This is a genomic window from Massilia sp. GER05 (assembly GCF_052056005.1).
Taxonomy (GTDB): Bacteria; Pseudomonadota; Gammaproteobacteria; order Burkholderiales; family Burkholderiaceae_D; genus Telluria; species Telluria orientalis.
This window is the reverse complement of the sequence record NZ_CP178858.1, coordinates 2,459,623-2,473,381: the sequence shown is the minus strand read 5'-3', so window position 1 is coordinate 2,473,381 and position 13,759 is coordinate 2,459,623. Positions and strand designations below refer to the sequence as shown.

The 13,759-nt window shown below is 65.9% G+C and carries 14 protein-coding genes; 6 read left to right on the top strand and 8 right to left on the bottom strand.

All coding sequences use genetic code 11. The features are described 5' to 3' along the window. Positions 1–27 precede the first annotated feature (27 nt). The 6 genes from fliM to fliR all read left to right on the top strand — a co-directional run bounded on the left by fliM (position 28) and on the right by fliR (position 4,206). Positions 28–1,011 (top strand): flagellar motor switch protein FliM, encoded by a 984-nt coding sequence (gene fliM / locus ACL58G_RS11070; RefSeq protein ID WP_056136276.1) that lies wholly within the window; start codon positions 28–30, stop codon positions 1,009–1,011. 18 nt (positions 1,012–1,029) lie between these two features. Continuing rightward, entirely contained in the window at positions 1,030–1,455 is a 426-nt protein-coding gene (gene fliN / locus ACL58G_RS11065) for a flagellar motor switch protein FliN (protein WP_413344683.1), read from the top strand. After that, positions 1,452–2,267: a flagellar biosynthetic protein FliO gene (fliO, locus tag ACL58G_RS11060; protein ID WP_440966857.1), complete on the top strand. Its 816-nt coding sequence runs from the start codon at positions 1,452–1,454 to the stop codon at positions 2,265–2,267. The genes fliN and fliO overlap by 4 nt, the downstream gene beginning before the upstream one ends. Next, positions 2,267–3,010: a flagellar type III secretion system pore protein FliP gene (gene fliP / locus ACL58G_RS11055; protein WP_413342992.1), complete on the top strand. Its 744-nt coding sequence runs from the start codon at positions 2,267–2,269 to the stop codon at positions 3,008–3,010. Before fliO ends, fliP begins: the two co-directional genes overlap by 1 nt. A gap of 10 nt (positions 3,011–3,020) precedes the next feature. Beyond that, positions 3,021–3,290 carry a flagellar biosynthesis protein FliQ gene (gene fliQ / locus ACL58G_RS11050; protein ID WP_413342994.1) on the top strand — a complete coding sequence of 90 codons (270 nt, stop codon included), beginning with the start codon at positions 3,021–3,023 and terminating at the stop codon, positions 3,288–3,290. A 94-nt stretch (positions 3,291–3,384) separates the two neighbouring features. Further along, positions 3,385–4,206: a flagellar biosynthetic protein FliR gene (gene fliR / locus ACL58G_RS11045; protein WP_160410182.1), complete on the top strand. Its 822-nt coding sequence runs from the start codon at positions 3,385–3,387 to the stop codon at positions 4,204–4,206. Positions 4,207–4,244: 38 nt separating this feature from the next. On the opposite strand, the gene flgL is transcribed toward fliR, so the two are convergent. The 8 genes from flgL to ACL58G_RS11005 form a co-directional block, all read right to left on the bottom strand. Continuing rightward, entirely contained in the window at positions 4,245–5,474 is a 1,230-nt protein-coding gene (gene flgL / locus ACL58G_RS11040) for a flagellar hook-associated protein FlgL (RefSeq protein WP_440966855.1), read from the bottom strand. Positions 5,475–5,490: 16 nt separating this feature from the next. Then, a complete protein-coding gene (flgK, locus tag ACL58G_RS11035; protein ID WP_440966853.1) occupies positions 5,491–7,440 on the bottom strand; it encodes a flagellar hook-associated protein FlgK in 1,950 nt (649 codons plus the stop codon). 153 nt (positions 7,441–7,593) lie between these two features. Beyond that, on the bottom strand, positions 7,594–8,553 hold the full coding sequence (gene flgJ / locus ACL58G_RS11030; protein WP_413383296.1) for a flagellar assembly peptidoglycan hydrolase FlgJ: 960 nt from the start codon (positions 8,551–8,553) through the stop codon (positions 7,594–7,596). Positions 8,554–8,567: 14 nt separating this feature from the next. Continuing rightward, entirely contained in the window at positions 8,568–9,674 is a 1,107-nt protein-coding gene (locus tag ACL58G_RS11025) for a flagellar basal body P-ring protein FlgI (RefSeq protein WP_440966851.1), read from the bottom strand. A gap of 128 nt (positions 9,675–9,802) precedes the next feature. Continuing rightward, positions 9,803–10,492 carry a flagellar basal body L-ring protein FlgH gene (locus tag ACL58G_RS11020; protein WP_440966849.1) on the bottom strand — a complete coding sequence of 230 codons (690 nt, stop codon included), beginning with the start codon at positions 10,490–10,492 and terminating at the stop codon, positions 9,803–9,805. Then, on the bottom strand, positions 10,489–11,271 hold the full coding sequence (gene flgG / locus ACL58G_RS11015; protein ID WP_413342349.1) for a flagellar basal-body rod protein FlgG: 783 nt from the start codon (positions 11,269–11,271) through the stop codon (positions 10,489–10,491). The genes ACL58G_RS11020 and flgG overlap by 4 nt, the downstream gene beginning before the upstream one ends. Positions 11,272–11,332: 61 nt before the next feature. After that, the gene (gene flgF / locus ACL58G_RS11010; protein WP_413342351.1) at positions 11,333–12,073 is read right to left on the bottom strand and encodes a flagellar basal-body rod protein FlgF; all 741 of its coding nucleotides are present in this window, start codon (positions 12,071–12,073) and stop codon (positions 11,333–11,335) included. Between the two features lie 126 nt (positions 12,074–12,199). Beyond that, positions 12,200–13,747: a flagellar hook protein FlgE gene (locus ACL58G_RS11005; protein ID WP_440966847.1), complete on the bottom strand. Its 1,548-nt coding sequence runs from the start codon at positions 13,745–13,747 to the stop codon at positions 12,200–12,202. Positions 13,748–13,759 lie beyond the last annotated feature (12 nt).

Sequence of the window (13,759 nt, the reverse complement as noted above, 5' to 3'; positions counted from 1 at the left end):
AGAAGTCATTACGGTAAACGCAGCATCATGGCCGATAATTTTCTCTCACAGGAAGAAGTCGATGCCCTCCTCAAAGGGGTCAACGGCGATCAGGACGACGTCGCGGCGCCTGAAGACACCTCGGGAGTCCGCACGTATAACCTGGCAACGCAGGAGCGGATCGTCCGCGGCCGCATGCCGACGCTCGAGATCATCAACGAGCGTTTCGCCAGGTATCTGCGCGTCGGCCTGTTCAACTTCTTGCGCCGCTCCGCCGAAGTGTCGGTGGGGTCCGTGCGCGTGTCGAAGTACAGCGAGTTCATCCGTAACCTGGTCGTGCCGACCAACCTGAACCTCGTCCACATGAAGCCGCTGCGCGGCACGGCGCTGATGGTGTTCGATCCGGGCCTCGTGTTCCTGCTCGTGGACAACCTGTTCGGCGGCGACGGCCGCTTCCACACGCGCGTGGAAGGCCGCGATTTCACGCAGACCGAGCAGCGCATCATCATGCGCATCCTCGACATCGTGTTCGAGGCGTATGCCAAGTCGTGGGAACCGGTGTACCCGATCGAATTCGAGTACATCCGCTCGGAGATGAACACGCAGTTCGCGAACATCGCCACCCCGAACGAAGTCGTGGTATCGTGCACTTTCACCATCGAGCTCGGCTCGGTGTCGGGCCAGATCCACTTCTGCATGCCCTATTCGATGGTCGAACCGATCCGCGACGCGCTGACGTCGAGCATCCAGGGCGAGGCGCTGGAAGTCGACAAGCGCTGGATCCGCCTGCTGACGCAGCAGATCCAGGTGGCGGAAGTGGAACTGGTGGCCGTGCTGGGCCACGGCAAGGCCAATTTCGACGAAATCCTGAACATGAAGGTCGGCGACGTGATCCCGATCTCCGTTCCGGAAACGCTCCAGGCCACCGTGGACGGCGTGCCCGTCATGGACTGCAGCTACGGCGTGTTCAACGGACAATATGCGCTGAAGGTCGAGAAATTGCTGGCAAACAGCGAAACCTTCAACAAGTAAGCAACACAGGAGAGAAACATGTCCGACACTCAAGACGACCAAGACAGCCTCGACGACGACTGGGGCGCCGCGATCGCCGAGCAGGCAGCTGCGGAAGCCGCCGCACTGGCGAACCAGCAGCAGGCGGCCTCGGCCGCCGTGTTCAAGGATTTCTCGAACAAGGGCCCCCGTCCGGACACCCCGAACGACATCGACTTCATCCTCGACATCCCCGTCCAGCTGACGGTGGAACTGGGCCGCACCAAGATCGCCATCAAGAACCTGCTGCAACTCGCGCAGGGTTCCGTGGTCGAACTGGATGGCCTGGCGGGTGAGCCGATGGACGTGCTCGTCAACGGCTGCCTGATCGCCCAGGGCGAGGTGGTGGTCGTGAACGACAAGTTCGGTATCCGCCTCACCGACATCATCACCCCGTCGGAGCGCATCCGCAAACTCAACAAATGACGGCACGCCTGCTGACCACCTTCGCCCTCGCCCTGCCGCTGGCCGCCTGCGCGGCCCAGCCGGGGACCGGGCAGGCAGCGGGACGGTCGGCCGATGCCGCGCCGGCGGCAGCTGCGCAGGCACCTGCACCCGTCGTGGCCGAACCTGCGGCGGCGGCGGCACCGGCACCGGCACCGGCACAACAAACGCCCCAGCAAGTTCCACGAACGACTGCGCCCACGGCCCCCGCGAAGGCACAACCGCGGGCCATGGCCGGTACCGGCGCGCCCTCCGCCGCGGCGCCCGCCGCCGTTCCCACGCAGACGCCCGCCGTCCAGCCCGCCGTTCAGCCCGCCGTTCAGCCCGACATCACCGCCCCGGCAGTGACCGCGACCCCCGACGTCGTCGCACCGCGCCCTGCCGCGCCCGGCGCCACCGTCCCTCCGGTCACGATGCCTGCGGGCACGTCGACGGGCAGCCTGCTGCAGACCCTGTTGGCGCTGGTCCTCGTGTTGGCCGTGCTGGGCGCCCTCGCCTGGTTCCTCAAGCGCTACGGCCCGAAGGTCGGCGGCGGTAACGCGAACCTGCGCGTCGTCGGCTCGCTGAACCTCGGCGGCCGCGAGCGCATCGTGGTCGTCGAAGTGGGCAATGAATGGATCGTGGTCGGTGCATCACCCGGCCGCATCAACGCGCTGGCGACCATGCCGCGCCAGGACGGGCAGAATGGCGACAACGGCGGTACGAACGCCGCGCTTGCTCCGCAAGAAAATACGGGGCCGGCCGCGCACAGCTTCGCCGACTGGCTCAAACAAACGATCGACAAACGCAAGTGATGCTCAATAAACGACTCCTGCTGGCGACGGGGCTGATCGCCCTGCCGCTGGCGGCGGCGGTGGCGGCGCCCGCCATCCCCGCTTTCACGACGAGCCCGGCCCCGGGCGGCGGCACCGCCTATTCCCTGCCGGTGCAGACGCTGCTCCTGATGACGGCACTGACCTTCATCCCCGCGGCGCTGCTGATGATGACGAGTTTTACGCGCATCATCATCGTGCTCTCCCTGCTGCGCCAGGCGCTCGGCACGCAGACGGCGCCGCCGAACCAGGTGATGGTGGGCCTCGCCCTGTTCCTCACGCTGTTCGTGATGGGCCCCACGTTCGACCGCGTCTACACCGAAGCGTACGTGCCGCTGCAGGAAAACCGCATCCAGATGGGCGAGGCGATGGACAAGGCCGCGGCCCCGCTGAAGGGCTTCATGCTGAAGCAGACGCGCCAGTCCGACCTCGCCCTGTTCGTGAAAATCTCGCGCACGCCCGCGCTGCAGGGCCCGGAAGACGTGCCGCTGCGCGTCTTGATCCCCGCCTTCATCACGAGCGAGCTGAAGACCGCGTTCCAGATCGGCTTCGCCATCTTCATCCCGTTCCTCATCATCGACATGGTCGTCGCGTCCGTGCTGATGTCGATGGGTATGATGATGATGTCGCCGGCCGTGATCTCGCTGCCGTTCAAGCTGATGCTGTTCGTGCTCGTCGACGGCTGGCAGTTGCTGCTGGGCTCGTTGTCCCAGAGTTTTTACTAGGGAGGACGATATGACTCCGGAAAGCGTCCTCGCGATGGGCCGCACGGCCATGGAAGTCACGCTGATGGTGTCGGCGCCGCTGCTGCTCGTCGCGCTCGTCATCGGCCTCGTCGTCAGCATCTTCCAGGCCGCCACGCAGATCAACGAACAGACCCTGTCCTTCATCCCCAAGCTGATCGGCGTCTTCATCGCGCTCGTACTCGCGGGGCCGTGGATGATCACGGTCATGACCGACTACATGCGCACCCTGTTCAGCGGCATCCCGCAGATGATCGGGTAATGGCGCCGCGCGTGGACCCGGCTTCGAAGACGGCCGCGGACCACGCGGGCGTCACGCGTGGACACGGGGTGCCCACCCTACCCGAAACCCCGGCATGATTTCCTTCACGACTACCGAACTCTATGCATGGATCGGCGGCCTCCTGTGGCCGCTGACGCGCATCCTCGGGCTCGTCGCGGTCGCGCCCGTGTTCGGCAACACGGCCGTCCCCATCCTCATCAAGACGACGCTCGGCGTGCTGCTGGCCGCGATCATCGGCCCCACGCTCCCGCCCGTTCCAGCCGTCGATCCGACGTCCTGGGCGGGCATCCTGATCGTCGCGCAGGAACTGCTGATCGGCGTGGCGATGGGGTTTGCGATGCGCCTCGTGTTCGCCGCCGTCGAATTCGCGGGCGAGGTCGCCAGCTCGACGATGGGCTTTTCGTTCGCCACGTTCTTCGATCCCAGCTCGGCCGGGCGCTCGTCGGCCATCAGCCAGTTCCTCGCCCTCGTCGCGACGATGGCGTTCCTCGCCATGAATGCCCATTTGGTGCTGATCGAGGCGCTTGCGGAGAGCTTCTTCACGCTGCCGATCTCGGCCACGCCGATGTCGCTGTCGGCGCCGCTGGAAATGGTGCGCTGGGGCAGCCGCGTGTTCTCGGCCGGCCTGCAGATCGCGATGCCGATCGTTGCCGCCATGCTCATCACCAACATCGCGCTGGCCATCCTGACGCGCGCGGCGCCGCAGCTGAACCTGTTCGGCATCGGCTTCCCGATCACGCTGGGTGCCGGCTTCCTCATCATCAGCCTCACGCTGCCGTACCTCGGCACGCCGCTGCAGAACCTGTTCAACCAGGGGATCGAGGCGGGCCGCAAGATCCCGCGCGTGGGCGGCCAACGGCCGGGGCAGCCACCACCACCCGCCGCCCCGCGTTAATTGGGGAAATTGCCAAAAACCGGGCTCTGACCCCGGTTCTAAGAAATGTAGTTGAAGAGAGACAGGCCAGACATTGTTTTGAAAGACACCTGGGCCGCCTGCAGCGTTTGCTGCTGCTGGGTGTACAGCGACACCGCCTTGACCATGTCCAGGTCCTGCAGGTCGCTCAGCGTGGTCTGGTACTGGATGTTGAGGTCGTCGCCCGTGCTGTCCAGCGAGTCGACTTCCTTCAGGCGCGCGCCCACCGAGGCTTGCACGGACAGCACGTTGTCCAGTGCGTTCTTCATGTTCAGGCTGGCCGTGTTCAGCTTGTTCGCCAGCGCGGCCTTGCCCGCCGAGCCGTCGGACGGGCTGCGCAGCGTCTGGATCAGGTCGTTGATCGTCGTGAACACGGACTGCTTCTGGCTCGGCTGCACGGTGAACGCGTCGCCGTTCGCCGGGGCGCCCTTGATGTCGAACGAGACGCCATCGAAGGCGATCGAGGCGCCCGCCGTGTAGGGCTGGTTGCTCAGCACGGCGGTGCCGGGCGACGTGAAGTTGTCCGTCACCGTGTACGTCGTCACGGCCGGCGTGCCCGCAACCTGGAAGGCGATCGCGTAATCGTGGCCCGTCAGCTTGGTCGCGTCCGTCACGGCGCCCGGCGAGATGATGCCCGCGCCCGTGTTCGTGGCGGCGGCCTGCGTGACGAAGGTGCCGTTGCCGGTGACGTTCGCTTCGAATATGGCGCTGCCGCTTTCGCTGATCGCCATCTTGCGCGCCGACCCCACCTGCAGCATGCGCTGGCCCTGGTCGCCCTGGTAGACCGCGCCCGTCGGGGTCTGCGTGAACGGTTGCGTGGTCGTCTTGTAGCCGGAGAACAGATAGGTGCCCGCGCCGTCCGTCGTGTTGGCCGAGCCGAGCAGGTCGGCCATGCGCCCTTCCAGTTCGATGGCCAGCGCCTCGCGGTCGCTCTGCGTGTAGCCGCCGTTGCCGGCGGTGACGATCAGCGTCTGGATGTCCTGGATCTGGTTCGAGACGTCGGTGAGCGTCTTGTCGACCAGCGACAGCGACGACTTCGCGTTCGTGCGGTTGGTGCCGAACTGCGTGTTCATCGATTGCGACTGCGTTAGTTCGAGCGCCTTGGCCGAGCCGATCGGATCGTCGGCGGCCGTCAGCATGCGCTTGTTGGTCGACAGCTGCATTTGCGTCTTGGCCATCTGGCTCTGCAGCGTGTTGATCTGCGTGGTGCCGGCCTGGTAGATCGCGTTGGTGCTGATGCGTAAGGTCATGGCGTGGCTCCGTTAATCAATGGCCGATCTGCAACAGCGCGTTGAAGATCGTGTCGGCGATCTGCATCACCTTCCCCGACGCCTGGTAAGCCTGCTGGTACTTGAGCAGGTTGGCGGCCTCTTCGTCGAGGTTGACGCCGGAGACGTTGTTGGCGGCGGCCTCCGCCTGCGTCAGCTGGGCCGCCGCGGCTTCCGCATTGGCCTGCACTTCGCGCGTCTTGTTGCCGATCGTGGACACCAGCGTGGCATAGGCCGACTGGTACGTGGCCTTGCCGCCGTCGAGGATGTTCTTCGATTGCAAATCGCCCATCAGGCCCGCGTTGCGCGTGTCGCCCAGGCCCGTGTTCGGCTCGATGGTGAAGGTGTCGCCATTGCCCGGCTTGCCGTTCATGGTGAAGCTCATGCCGGCCACCGTGTAGCTGGCGCCGTCCTCGAAGAGCGGGGCGGCGCCGGCCGGGTACGTCGTCGTCCCGGTCTTTCCCGTCATGGTGACGGTTTGTCCGGCCGGGAAACCGGACAGCGTGCCCGTCGTGCTGTCGAAGGCGAGCGTGACCTTGCCGGTCAGCGGCGCGCCGAGGTAGTTCTTGTCGACCGCCCCCGCGCTGATCTTGCCCGTGCCGCTGTTGGTCAGCGGGACGCTCGTGGCGATCGGCGCGGCGGCCGCGATCTGCGCGCCGTCCGTCAGCGCCAGCTTGAAGTTGGCGGCGCCGTTCTGCGTCGGGCGCACGAGGAAGTTGTCGCCCTTGTCGGCCGCACCCTGGATGTCGAACGCGAGGCCGTCGATGACCTGCGCCTGGGTCTGCGGGTACGGCGAGATCACCGTCTTCCTGTTGTCCGACAAGCGGTACACGTTGTAGTTCGTGCCGTCGAAGTCGACCTTGTAGTTGCTCGTCGTGAGCTGCGTGGCGTCCACGACCGTGGCCTTGATCGCCGTCGTGCTCGTCTGGTTGTTGTTGATGTTCTTGGTCACGTCGGCCGGCGCGATGGAGAAAATGTCGCCGCCCGGGTTGCCGTTGCCGTCCAGGCCGAGCTTGTTCTGGTCGTTCATCGTCGTGGCCAGGGCGATCGCGACGCGGCCCAGCGAGTTCTGCGCCAGGTCCAGCGACTGGCTGCGGAACTGCAGCACGGCGCCCAGTTCGCCGCCCGTGAGCGCGCTCTCGGCCATCGGCGTGACCTTGCCGTGGGTGACGTAACCGATCGTCACGCGCGTCTGGTCGGTCGGCGAATTCGTGGCCGCCAGTTCGAAGGCGTTCACGCCGACGACGAGCGGCTGGCCGTTGCCGATCGACACGGTCAGGCTGTAGTTATCGCCCGGCACGACGGTGGCCTTGACCTGCTTGTTCAGGTCCATGATCAGCTGGTCGCGCTTGTCCAGCAGGTCGTTCGGCGGGTTCAGCCCGCCGGCCTCCGTCAGCTGGCCGATCTTGTCGTTCAGCTGGGCGATCTGCTTGGCATACGTGTTGATCGTCGTGACGCTCGCGGTCAGCTGGGTGTTGACGCCCTTGCGGATTTCCTCCAGGCGGCCGGTCATGCTCTGGAAGCGGGCGGCCAGCGTGTCGGCCGACGTCATGAACGAGCCGCGCGACGACACGCCCGCGCCGTCGCCCGTGAGGTTCTGCACGGCCGAAAAGAAGTCCTGCAGCGCCGGCGACAGGCCGGACGTCGTGTCGGCCAGCAGGTTGTCGATCTGCTGCACCTGCGCCTGGTAGGCGTCCAGCCCGCTGCTCGCCGCCTGGGCCGTGCGCACCTGGGCGTTGAGGAAATCGTCCGAATAGCGCTTGACCTGGGCGACCTCCGTGCCGGTGCCGATGTAGCCGTTGGAGCCCCCCATCGAGATCGCAGTCGCCTGCACCACCACCTGGCGGCTGTAGCCGGCCACGTTGGCGTTGGTGATGTTGTTGCCGGTCGTCGCCAGGCCTGCCTGGGCGGCGTACAAACCGGTTTTGCCGATGCTGAGGAGGGACATGGTGGTTTTCTTTCTGCTATGTCATTGACGGCAAGTTCCGCCAAAACTTTATTCTTGTCGTCCTATCAAGAACTATCCGTAGCGTGGGCTCCCCGAGCCCACCAGAAGCATGCGTCGTGGTAACGCATGGCGGGCGCAGGGTACCCACCCTACCTACGCCAGCGAGTGCTTGATGATGCGCGACAGCTTGGCCGCGTATTGCGGATCGGTCGCATAGCCGGCGCGTTGCAGGCCGTGCGCGAACGCGGCCGCGTCGCCGCCGTGCGCCAGCACTTTTTCGTAGCGCGGGTTATTGCTCAGCAAGCGGGCGTAATCCTTGAACGCGTCCGCATGCGAATCGTAGGCGCGGAATTTCTCCACGCGCGTGTGCGGCTTGCCGTTGATGTATTCCGTCGTGACGGCCGTCGCCACCTTGCCCTTCCAGCCCGGGCCGGCCTTGATGCCGAACAGGTTGTTGCTCGAGGTGCCGTCCGCGTTGCGGATCACGCGGCGGCCCCAACCCGTTTCGAGCGCGGCCTGGCCCATCATGAATTTCGCGGGCACGCCCGTGGCCTGTTCCGCTTCCTCGGCGGCGTCGGCCAGCTTTTCCTGGAACGCGCGCACGTGCGCCGGCTTGTTGGCGTTGTCCGTGCCGCGCGCGGCGCCCGTCACGCCGGCCGCGCCCGTCCTGGCCACGCGGTCGGTCGGCATCGTGTCCGCATCGGCCTGCATGCGCAGCGCGGCGGCGCCGCCGGCGGCACCCGCCTGCCGTTCGCCGCCGATGCCCAGCGCCTGCTTGTTCATGTCCTGCATCAGCTGCTGGCCCTTCTGCTGCACGGTCAGCTGGCGCACGAGCACCTCGGCCAGGCCGATGCCGCGCTTGGCCATTTTCTGGCTCATCTGCTGGTCCAGCATGCCCGTGAACGTCTTCGTTTCCTGGCTGTCCGTCATGCCGTCCTGCGGTGTCGCGTCGCGCATGCTCTTCATCATCATGTTGACGAACATGGATTCGAACTGCGTGGCGGCCCCCTTCAGCGCTTCCGGCGAGCCGGCTTTCGCCGACTGCTTGAGGTCGCCGAGGCTGTTGGCGTCGAGCGCAAATTTACTGGACAGGTCGGAAGTGGAACCGAGCATGGTGGCCTCGCTGGTCAGATGATTTCGAGTTCGGCGCGCAGCGAACCGGCCGCCTTCAGGGCCTGCAGGATCGCGAGCAGGTCTTGCGGCGTGGCGCCGATGGCGTTCATCGCCTTGACGACTTCGGCCAGCGACACGCCGCCGTTCAGCATGATGACCTTGCCGGCGTCCTTCTTGACGGACACCTGCGGCGTCTGGGTGACGACGGTGCGGCCCAGCGAACCGGGGTTCGGCTGGCTCACCTGCGTGTCGGCGCCGATGCTGACGGACAGGTTACCGTGCGAAATCGCGCACGGGTCCAGCGTGACGGAGCGGTTCATGACGACGGAGCCCGTGCGTGCATTGAGGATGACCTTCGCGGCCGCTTCGGCCGGCTTGACGTCCATGCCTTCCAGGATGCCGAGAAAGGTGACGCGCTGGTCGCTCGACGACGGCACGCGCACGCGGATCACGCGGCCGTCCAGTGCCGTGGCGATGCCCGGGCCGAACTTGTCGTTGACGGCTTCGACGACGCGGCTGGCGGTGGCGAAGTCCGTCGTGTTCAGTTCCAGCTTGACCTGGTTGTCGGCACCGAGGTTCGACGCGACGGCGCGCTCGACCGTGGCACCGCCCGAGATGCGGCCGACGGCCAGTTGATTGACCTGCACCTGCGCACCGCCGCCCGACGCACCCGCGCCGCCGACGAGCACGTTGCCCTGGGCCATGCCGTACACTTGGCCATCCGCGCCCTGCAGCGGCGTCATGAGGAGCGTGCCGCCGCGCAGGCTCTTCGCGTTACCCATCGACGAGACGGTCACGTCGATCGTCTGGCCCGGCTGCGCGAATGCCGGCAGCGAGGCCGTCACCATCACGGCCGCCACGTTCTTCAGCTGCAGCTGCGTGCCGGGCGGCAGGCTGATGCCCTTCTGCTGCAGCATCGCCGTGATCGACTGCACGGTGAACGGAGTCTGCGTCGTCTGGTCGCCGGTGCCGTCGAGACCGACGACGAGGCCATAGCCGGACAACTGGTTCTGGCGCACGCCGCCGATGCTGGCGAGGTCTTTCAGGCGCTCGGCGTGGGCGGTGGTGGCCATCAGGGGACCAAGCAGTGCGGCGCAGAGGGCGATGATTTTGAAGTTCATATTTAGTCAGTCGGGGTCGGAGCCCACCCGTAGTCAGTCGGGGTCAGTAGTCAGTCGGGGTCAGTAGTCAGTCGGGGTCAGAGCCCACCCGTGTAAACCGGGCTCTGACCCCGAATCGTTACGAATAGTTAAAATGGCAACAGGGACTGGAAGAAGCGCGACATCATCGAGGTCATCTCGGCGCGGTCGATCTGGCTGTTGGTGCGGTATTCGACACGGGCGTCGGCGACCAGCGTCGACTGCACGATATTGCCGGCCTGGATCGAATCCGGGTTCACCATGCCCGAGAAGCGGATGAATTCGACGCCCTTGTTCATGGCGATCTGCTTCTCGCCCACGACGATCAGGTTACCGTTCGGCAGGACTTCGGACACCGTCACGCCGATCGTGCCCGTGAAGGCGTTCGACGCGGTCTGGGTGTCGCCGTCGGCATACTTGATGCCGCTGCTCGTGGCGAGATTGCCGCCCAGGCGGCCCTGCAGCGGACCGGGCACGCTGAGCTCGGCGCTGCCCGACTTGTTGCCGGTGCTGGCGCCGCTCTTGTTGGCGGCCGTCTTCTCGACGATGCTGACCGTGAGCACGTCGCCGATGTGGCGCGCGCGGCGGTCTTCGAACATCGGGCGGAACGTGTTGGCATTGTAGATCGCGCCTTCGGTCGGCGTGCCGCCATCGGCCAGCATCGGGCGCACCGACGTCGGGCCCTTGACGATCGACGTCGGGGTGGCTGCGCAGCCGGCCAGCGCCATGGCGAGCGTCGCCACGGCGGCGGTCGTCGTCCCCGCGAAGGCGGGGATCCAATTTTTACTCACCGTTTTCATAACTGGGAAATCTTTGCCAGCATCTGGTCGGACGTGGTGATGGCCTTGCTGTTGATCTCGTACGCGCGCTGCGTCTGGATCATGTTGACCATCTCTTCGACGACGTTCACGTTGGACGTTTCGACATAGCCCTGCATTAGCACGCCGGCGCCGTTCGTGCCCGGGGTGCTGGCCTGCGCGGTGCCGGACGAGCCGGTCTCGGCATACAGGTTCTCGCCCAGCGATTCCAGGCCGGCCGGGTTGACGAAGTTCGCCACCTGGATCGAGCCGATCTGCGTGGGCGCCACGGTGCCCGGCGTCGTGACGGACACGGTGCCATCGCGGCCGACGGTCATCGTCAGCGCGTTGCTGGGCACGGTGATGGGCGGTTGCAACACATAGCCGCTGGAGGTGACGAGCTGGCCGTTGTTATCGGTCTGGAACGAGCCGTCGCGGGTGTAGGCCGTGGTCCCGTCCGGCATCAGGACCTGGAAGAAGCCCGAGCCGTTGATCATCACGTCCTTCGAGTTGCCGGTCTGCTGGGGGTTGCCCTGCGTGTGGAGGCGCTCGGTGGCGACGGCGCGCACACCGGTACCGATCTGCAGGCCGGACGGCAGCTGCGTCTGTTGCGAGGATTGCGCGCCGGGCTGGCGCACGTTTTGATACAACAAATCCTCGAACACGGCACGCGACTTCTTGAAGCCGTTCGTGCTGACGTTGGCGAGGTTGTTGGTGACGACGTCGAGGTTGGTCTGCTGCGCTTCCAGGCCAGTTTTCGCGATGTAAAGCGAACGGATCATGGTGTTCTCCTTTGGCGACGGCAAACCCGTCACCCACCATGAAATTATGTCCCAGAAGAAATCAAGTCAAAGCGAGGATCTGCGTCGCTTTCGCCGCGTTATTCTCCGCGTTCTTCAACAGGCTCATCTGTGTCTCGAGAGAACGTGCCAAAGAGATCATGTTCACCATCGAGTCGACGGCGGAGACGTTACTGCCTTCCAGCGCGCCGCTCGTCACCGTCACGGCCGGGTCGGCCTGCGCCGGGGTGCCGTCCTGCTGGCGGAACAAGCCGTCGTCGCCGCGCACGAGCTGTTTCTGGTCCGGATTGACGAGTTTCAGGCGGCCGACGATGGTGGACGTGGCCGGCACGGTGTCCGTCGTCAGCGACGCGATCGAACCGTCCTTGCCGACGGAGACCGTCGTGTTCGGCGGAATCGCGATCGGACCACCCTCGCCCATCACCGTCTGGCCGTTCGCGGTCTGCAGGATGCCGTTGGGGCTGATCTGCAGCGAACCGTTGCGCGTATAGGCTTCGGTGCCGTCCTGCATCTGCACGGCGATCCAGCCCTGGCCCTTGATGGCCACGTCGAGATCGCGCCCCGTCACCTGCAGCGGGCCCGCCGTGAAATCCGCGCCGACCGTGTTGTCGACGACGAATGCGCGCGTGGGCAAGCCTTCGCTGACGACGGGCACGGCGCGGAACGTATCCAGCTGGGCGCGGAAGCCCGTCGTGGACAGGTTGGCCAGGTTGTTCGACGTCGTGGCCTGCTGTTCCAGGATGTGCTTGGCGCCGGAGGCGGCGGTGTAGATCAGGCGGTCCATGAATTCTCTTCTCCGTTCGCACGTCGTCCCCGCGAAGGCGGGGATCCAAGTTCTGCATGCGTGCACGCAAACTTGGGCCCCTGCCTGCGCAGGGGCGACGTTCATGCGTTAACTCAGTGTCATGCGTTAGCGCAGGTTCACCAGCGTCTGCAGCACCGAGTCCTGCGTCTTGATCGTCTGGGCATTGGCCTGGTAGACGCGTTGGGCCGTGATCATGTTGACCAGTTCGGCCGTCAGGTCGACGTTCGAGCTTTCCGTCGCCGACGACTGCAGCACGCCGAAGCCGCCCGTGCCCGCCGTGCCCAGCAGCGGCGTGCCGGAGGCCGACGTTTCGGCCCACGAGTTGTTGCCGATCGGTTCCAGCCCGCCCGCGTTCGTGAAATTCGCGAGGACGACCTGGCCCAGCGCCTTGGTCTGGCCGTTGCTGTACTGGCCCAGCAGGGTGCCGTCGGCACCGGCAGCGAAGCGCTGCAGGTGGCCCGGCTTGTAGCCGTCCTGCGTGGTCAGTTTTTCGCTGGTGTCGGAGCCGTACTGGGTGCTGCCGTTGAAGCCGAGCTTGATCGACAGGGTTTCCTTGGCGCCCGTCGCCGGATAGACCGGGAAGTCCACGGCCAGCGGCAGCGTCTGCGGCGACATCAGCGCGGCCGACAGCGCGCCGTTCGAATCGAACTTCAGCGTGCCGATTGCGACCGGCGTCACCGACACGGCGGCGGCAATGTCCTTGTCGACCTGGTCCGGGGTATAGCCGGCCGTGCCACCCGCGTCAGTGGCGGCCGTCTGGATCGCAGTGACGGTGGCCGGCGTAGCACCAGCCGCGCTGGCAGCGGCGCTGACGGCGGCGGAGGCCGCGGCAGCATAGCCGGACAGCGCTTGTGCGATGGCGGCCGGGTCCGGCGGCGCCGCTTTCGTCGCCGCAAGCCACGTGTCTCGCGCGGCTTGTGCGGCCGGGTCGCTCGAGGACGCCTTCGCCGCCATGACGTTGGCCATCTCGGTGCCGTCGGCGCCAGCGTACACGTCCCAGATGCCCGACGGCCCCGAGCCCGGATTGGCCGGCGGCCTCTTTACATAGAACAGCGACAACGTGTGCTCGTTGCCCAAGGTGTCGTACACGCTCACGGGCACCTGTTTGTTGTACGTGGTGGCGTCGTTGGCATTGAACGGGAGGGTCGGCGCGGCTTCGCGCGAGTCCAGATTGATCGACGTATCGACCTTGGTCGTCGCGACCGGCTTCATGTCGGCCGTGCTGATCTGCAGCGGGGCCGGCGTGCTGGCCAGGATCTGGCCATTCGGGCTGACGCCATAGCCCGTCACGTTGGCGCCCTGCGGCGTGACGATGTAGCCGTTCTTGTCCAGCGAGAACTGGCCGTTGCGGGTGTACTGGACGGTGCCCGAAATCTCGGTGCGGAAGAAGCCGGCGCCGTTGATGGCGATGTCGAGCGGGTTGGCCGTCGTCTCGATATTACCCTGGGTGAACTGCTGGGCGATGGCCGCCACGCTCACGCCGATACCGGCCTGGGTCGCGCCCGCGCCGTTCAGCGAGCGGGCGTAGACGTCCGCGAATTGCGTGTTCGAGCCCTTGAAACCGACGGTGCTCGAGTTGGCGATGTTGTTGCCGATGACGTCCAGCGATTTCGCTGCGCCGTTCAAGCCGCTCAGGCCTTGTTGGAAGGACATGTTGTGCTCCTG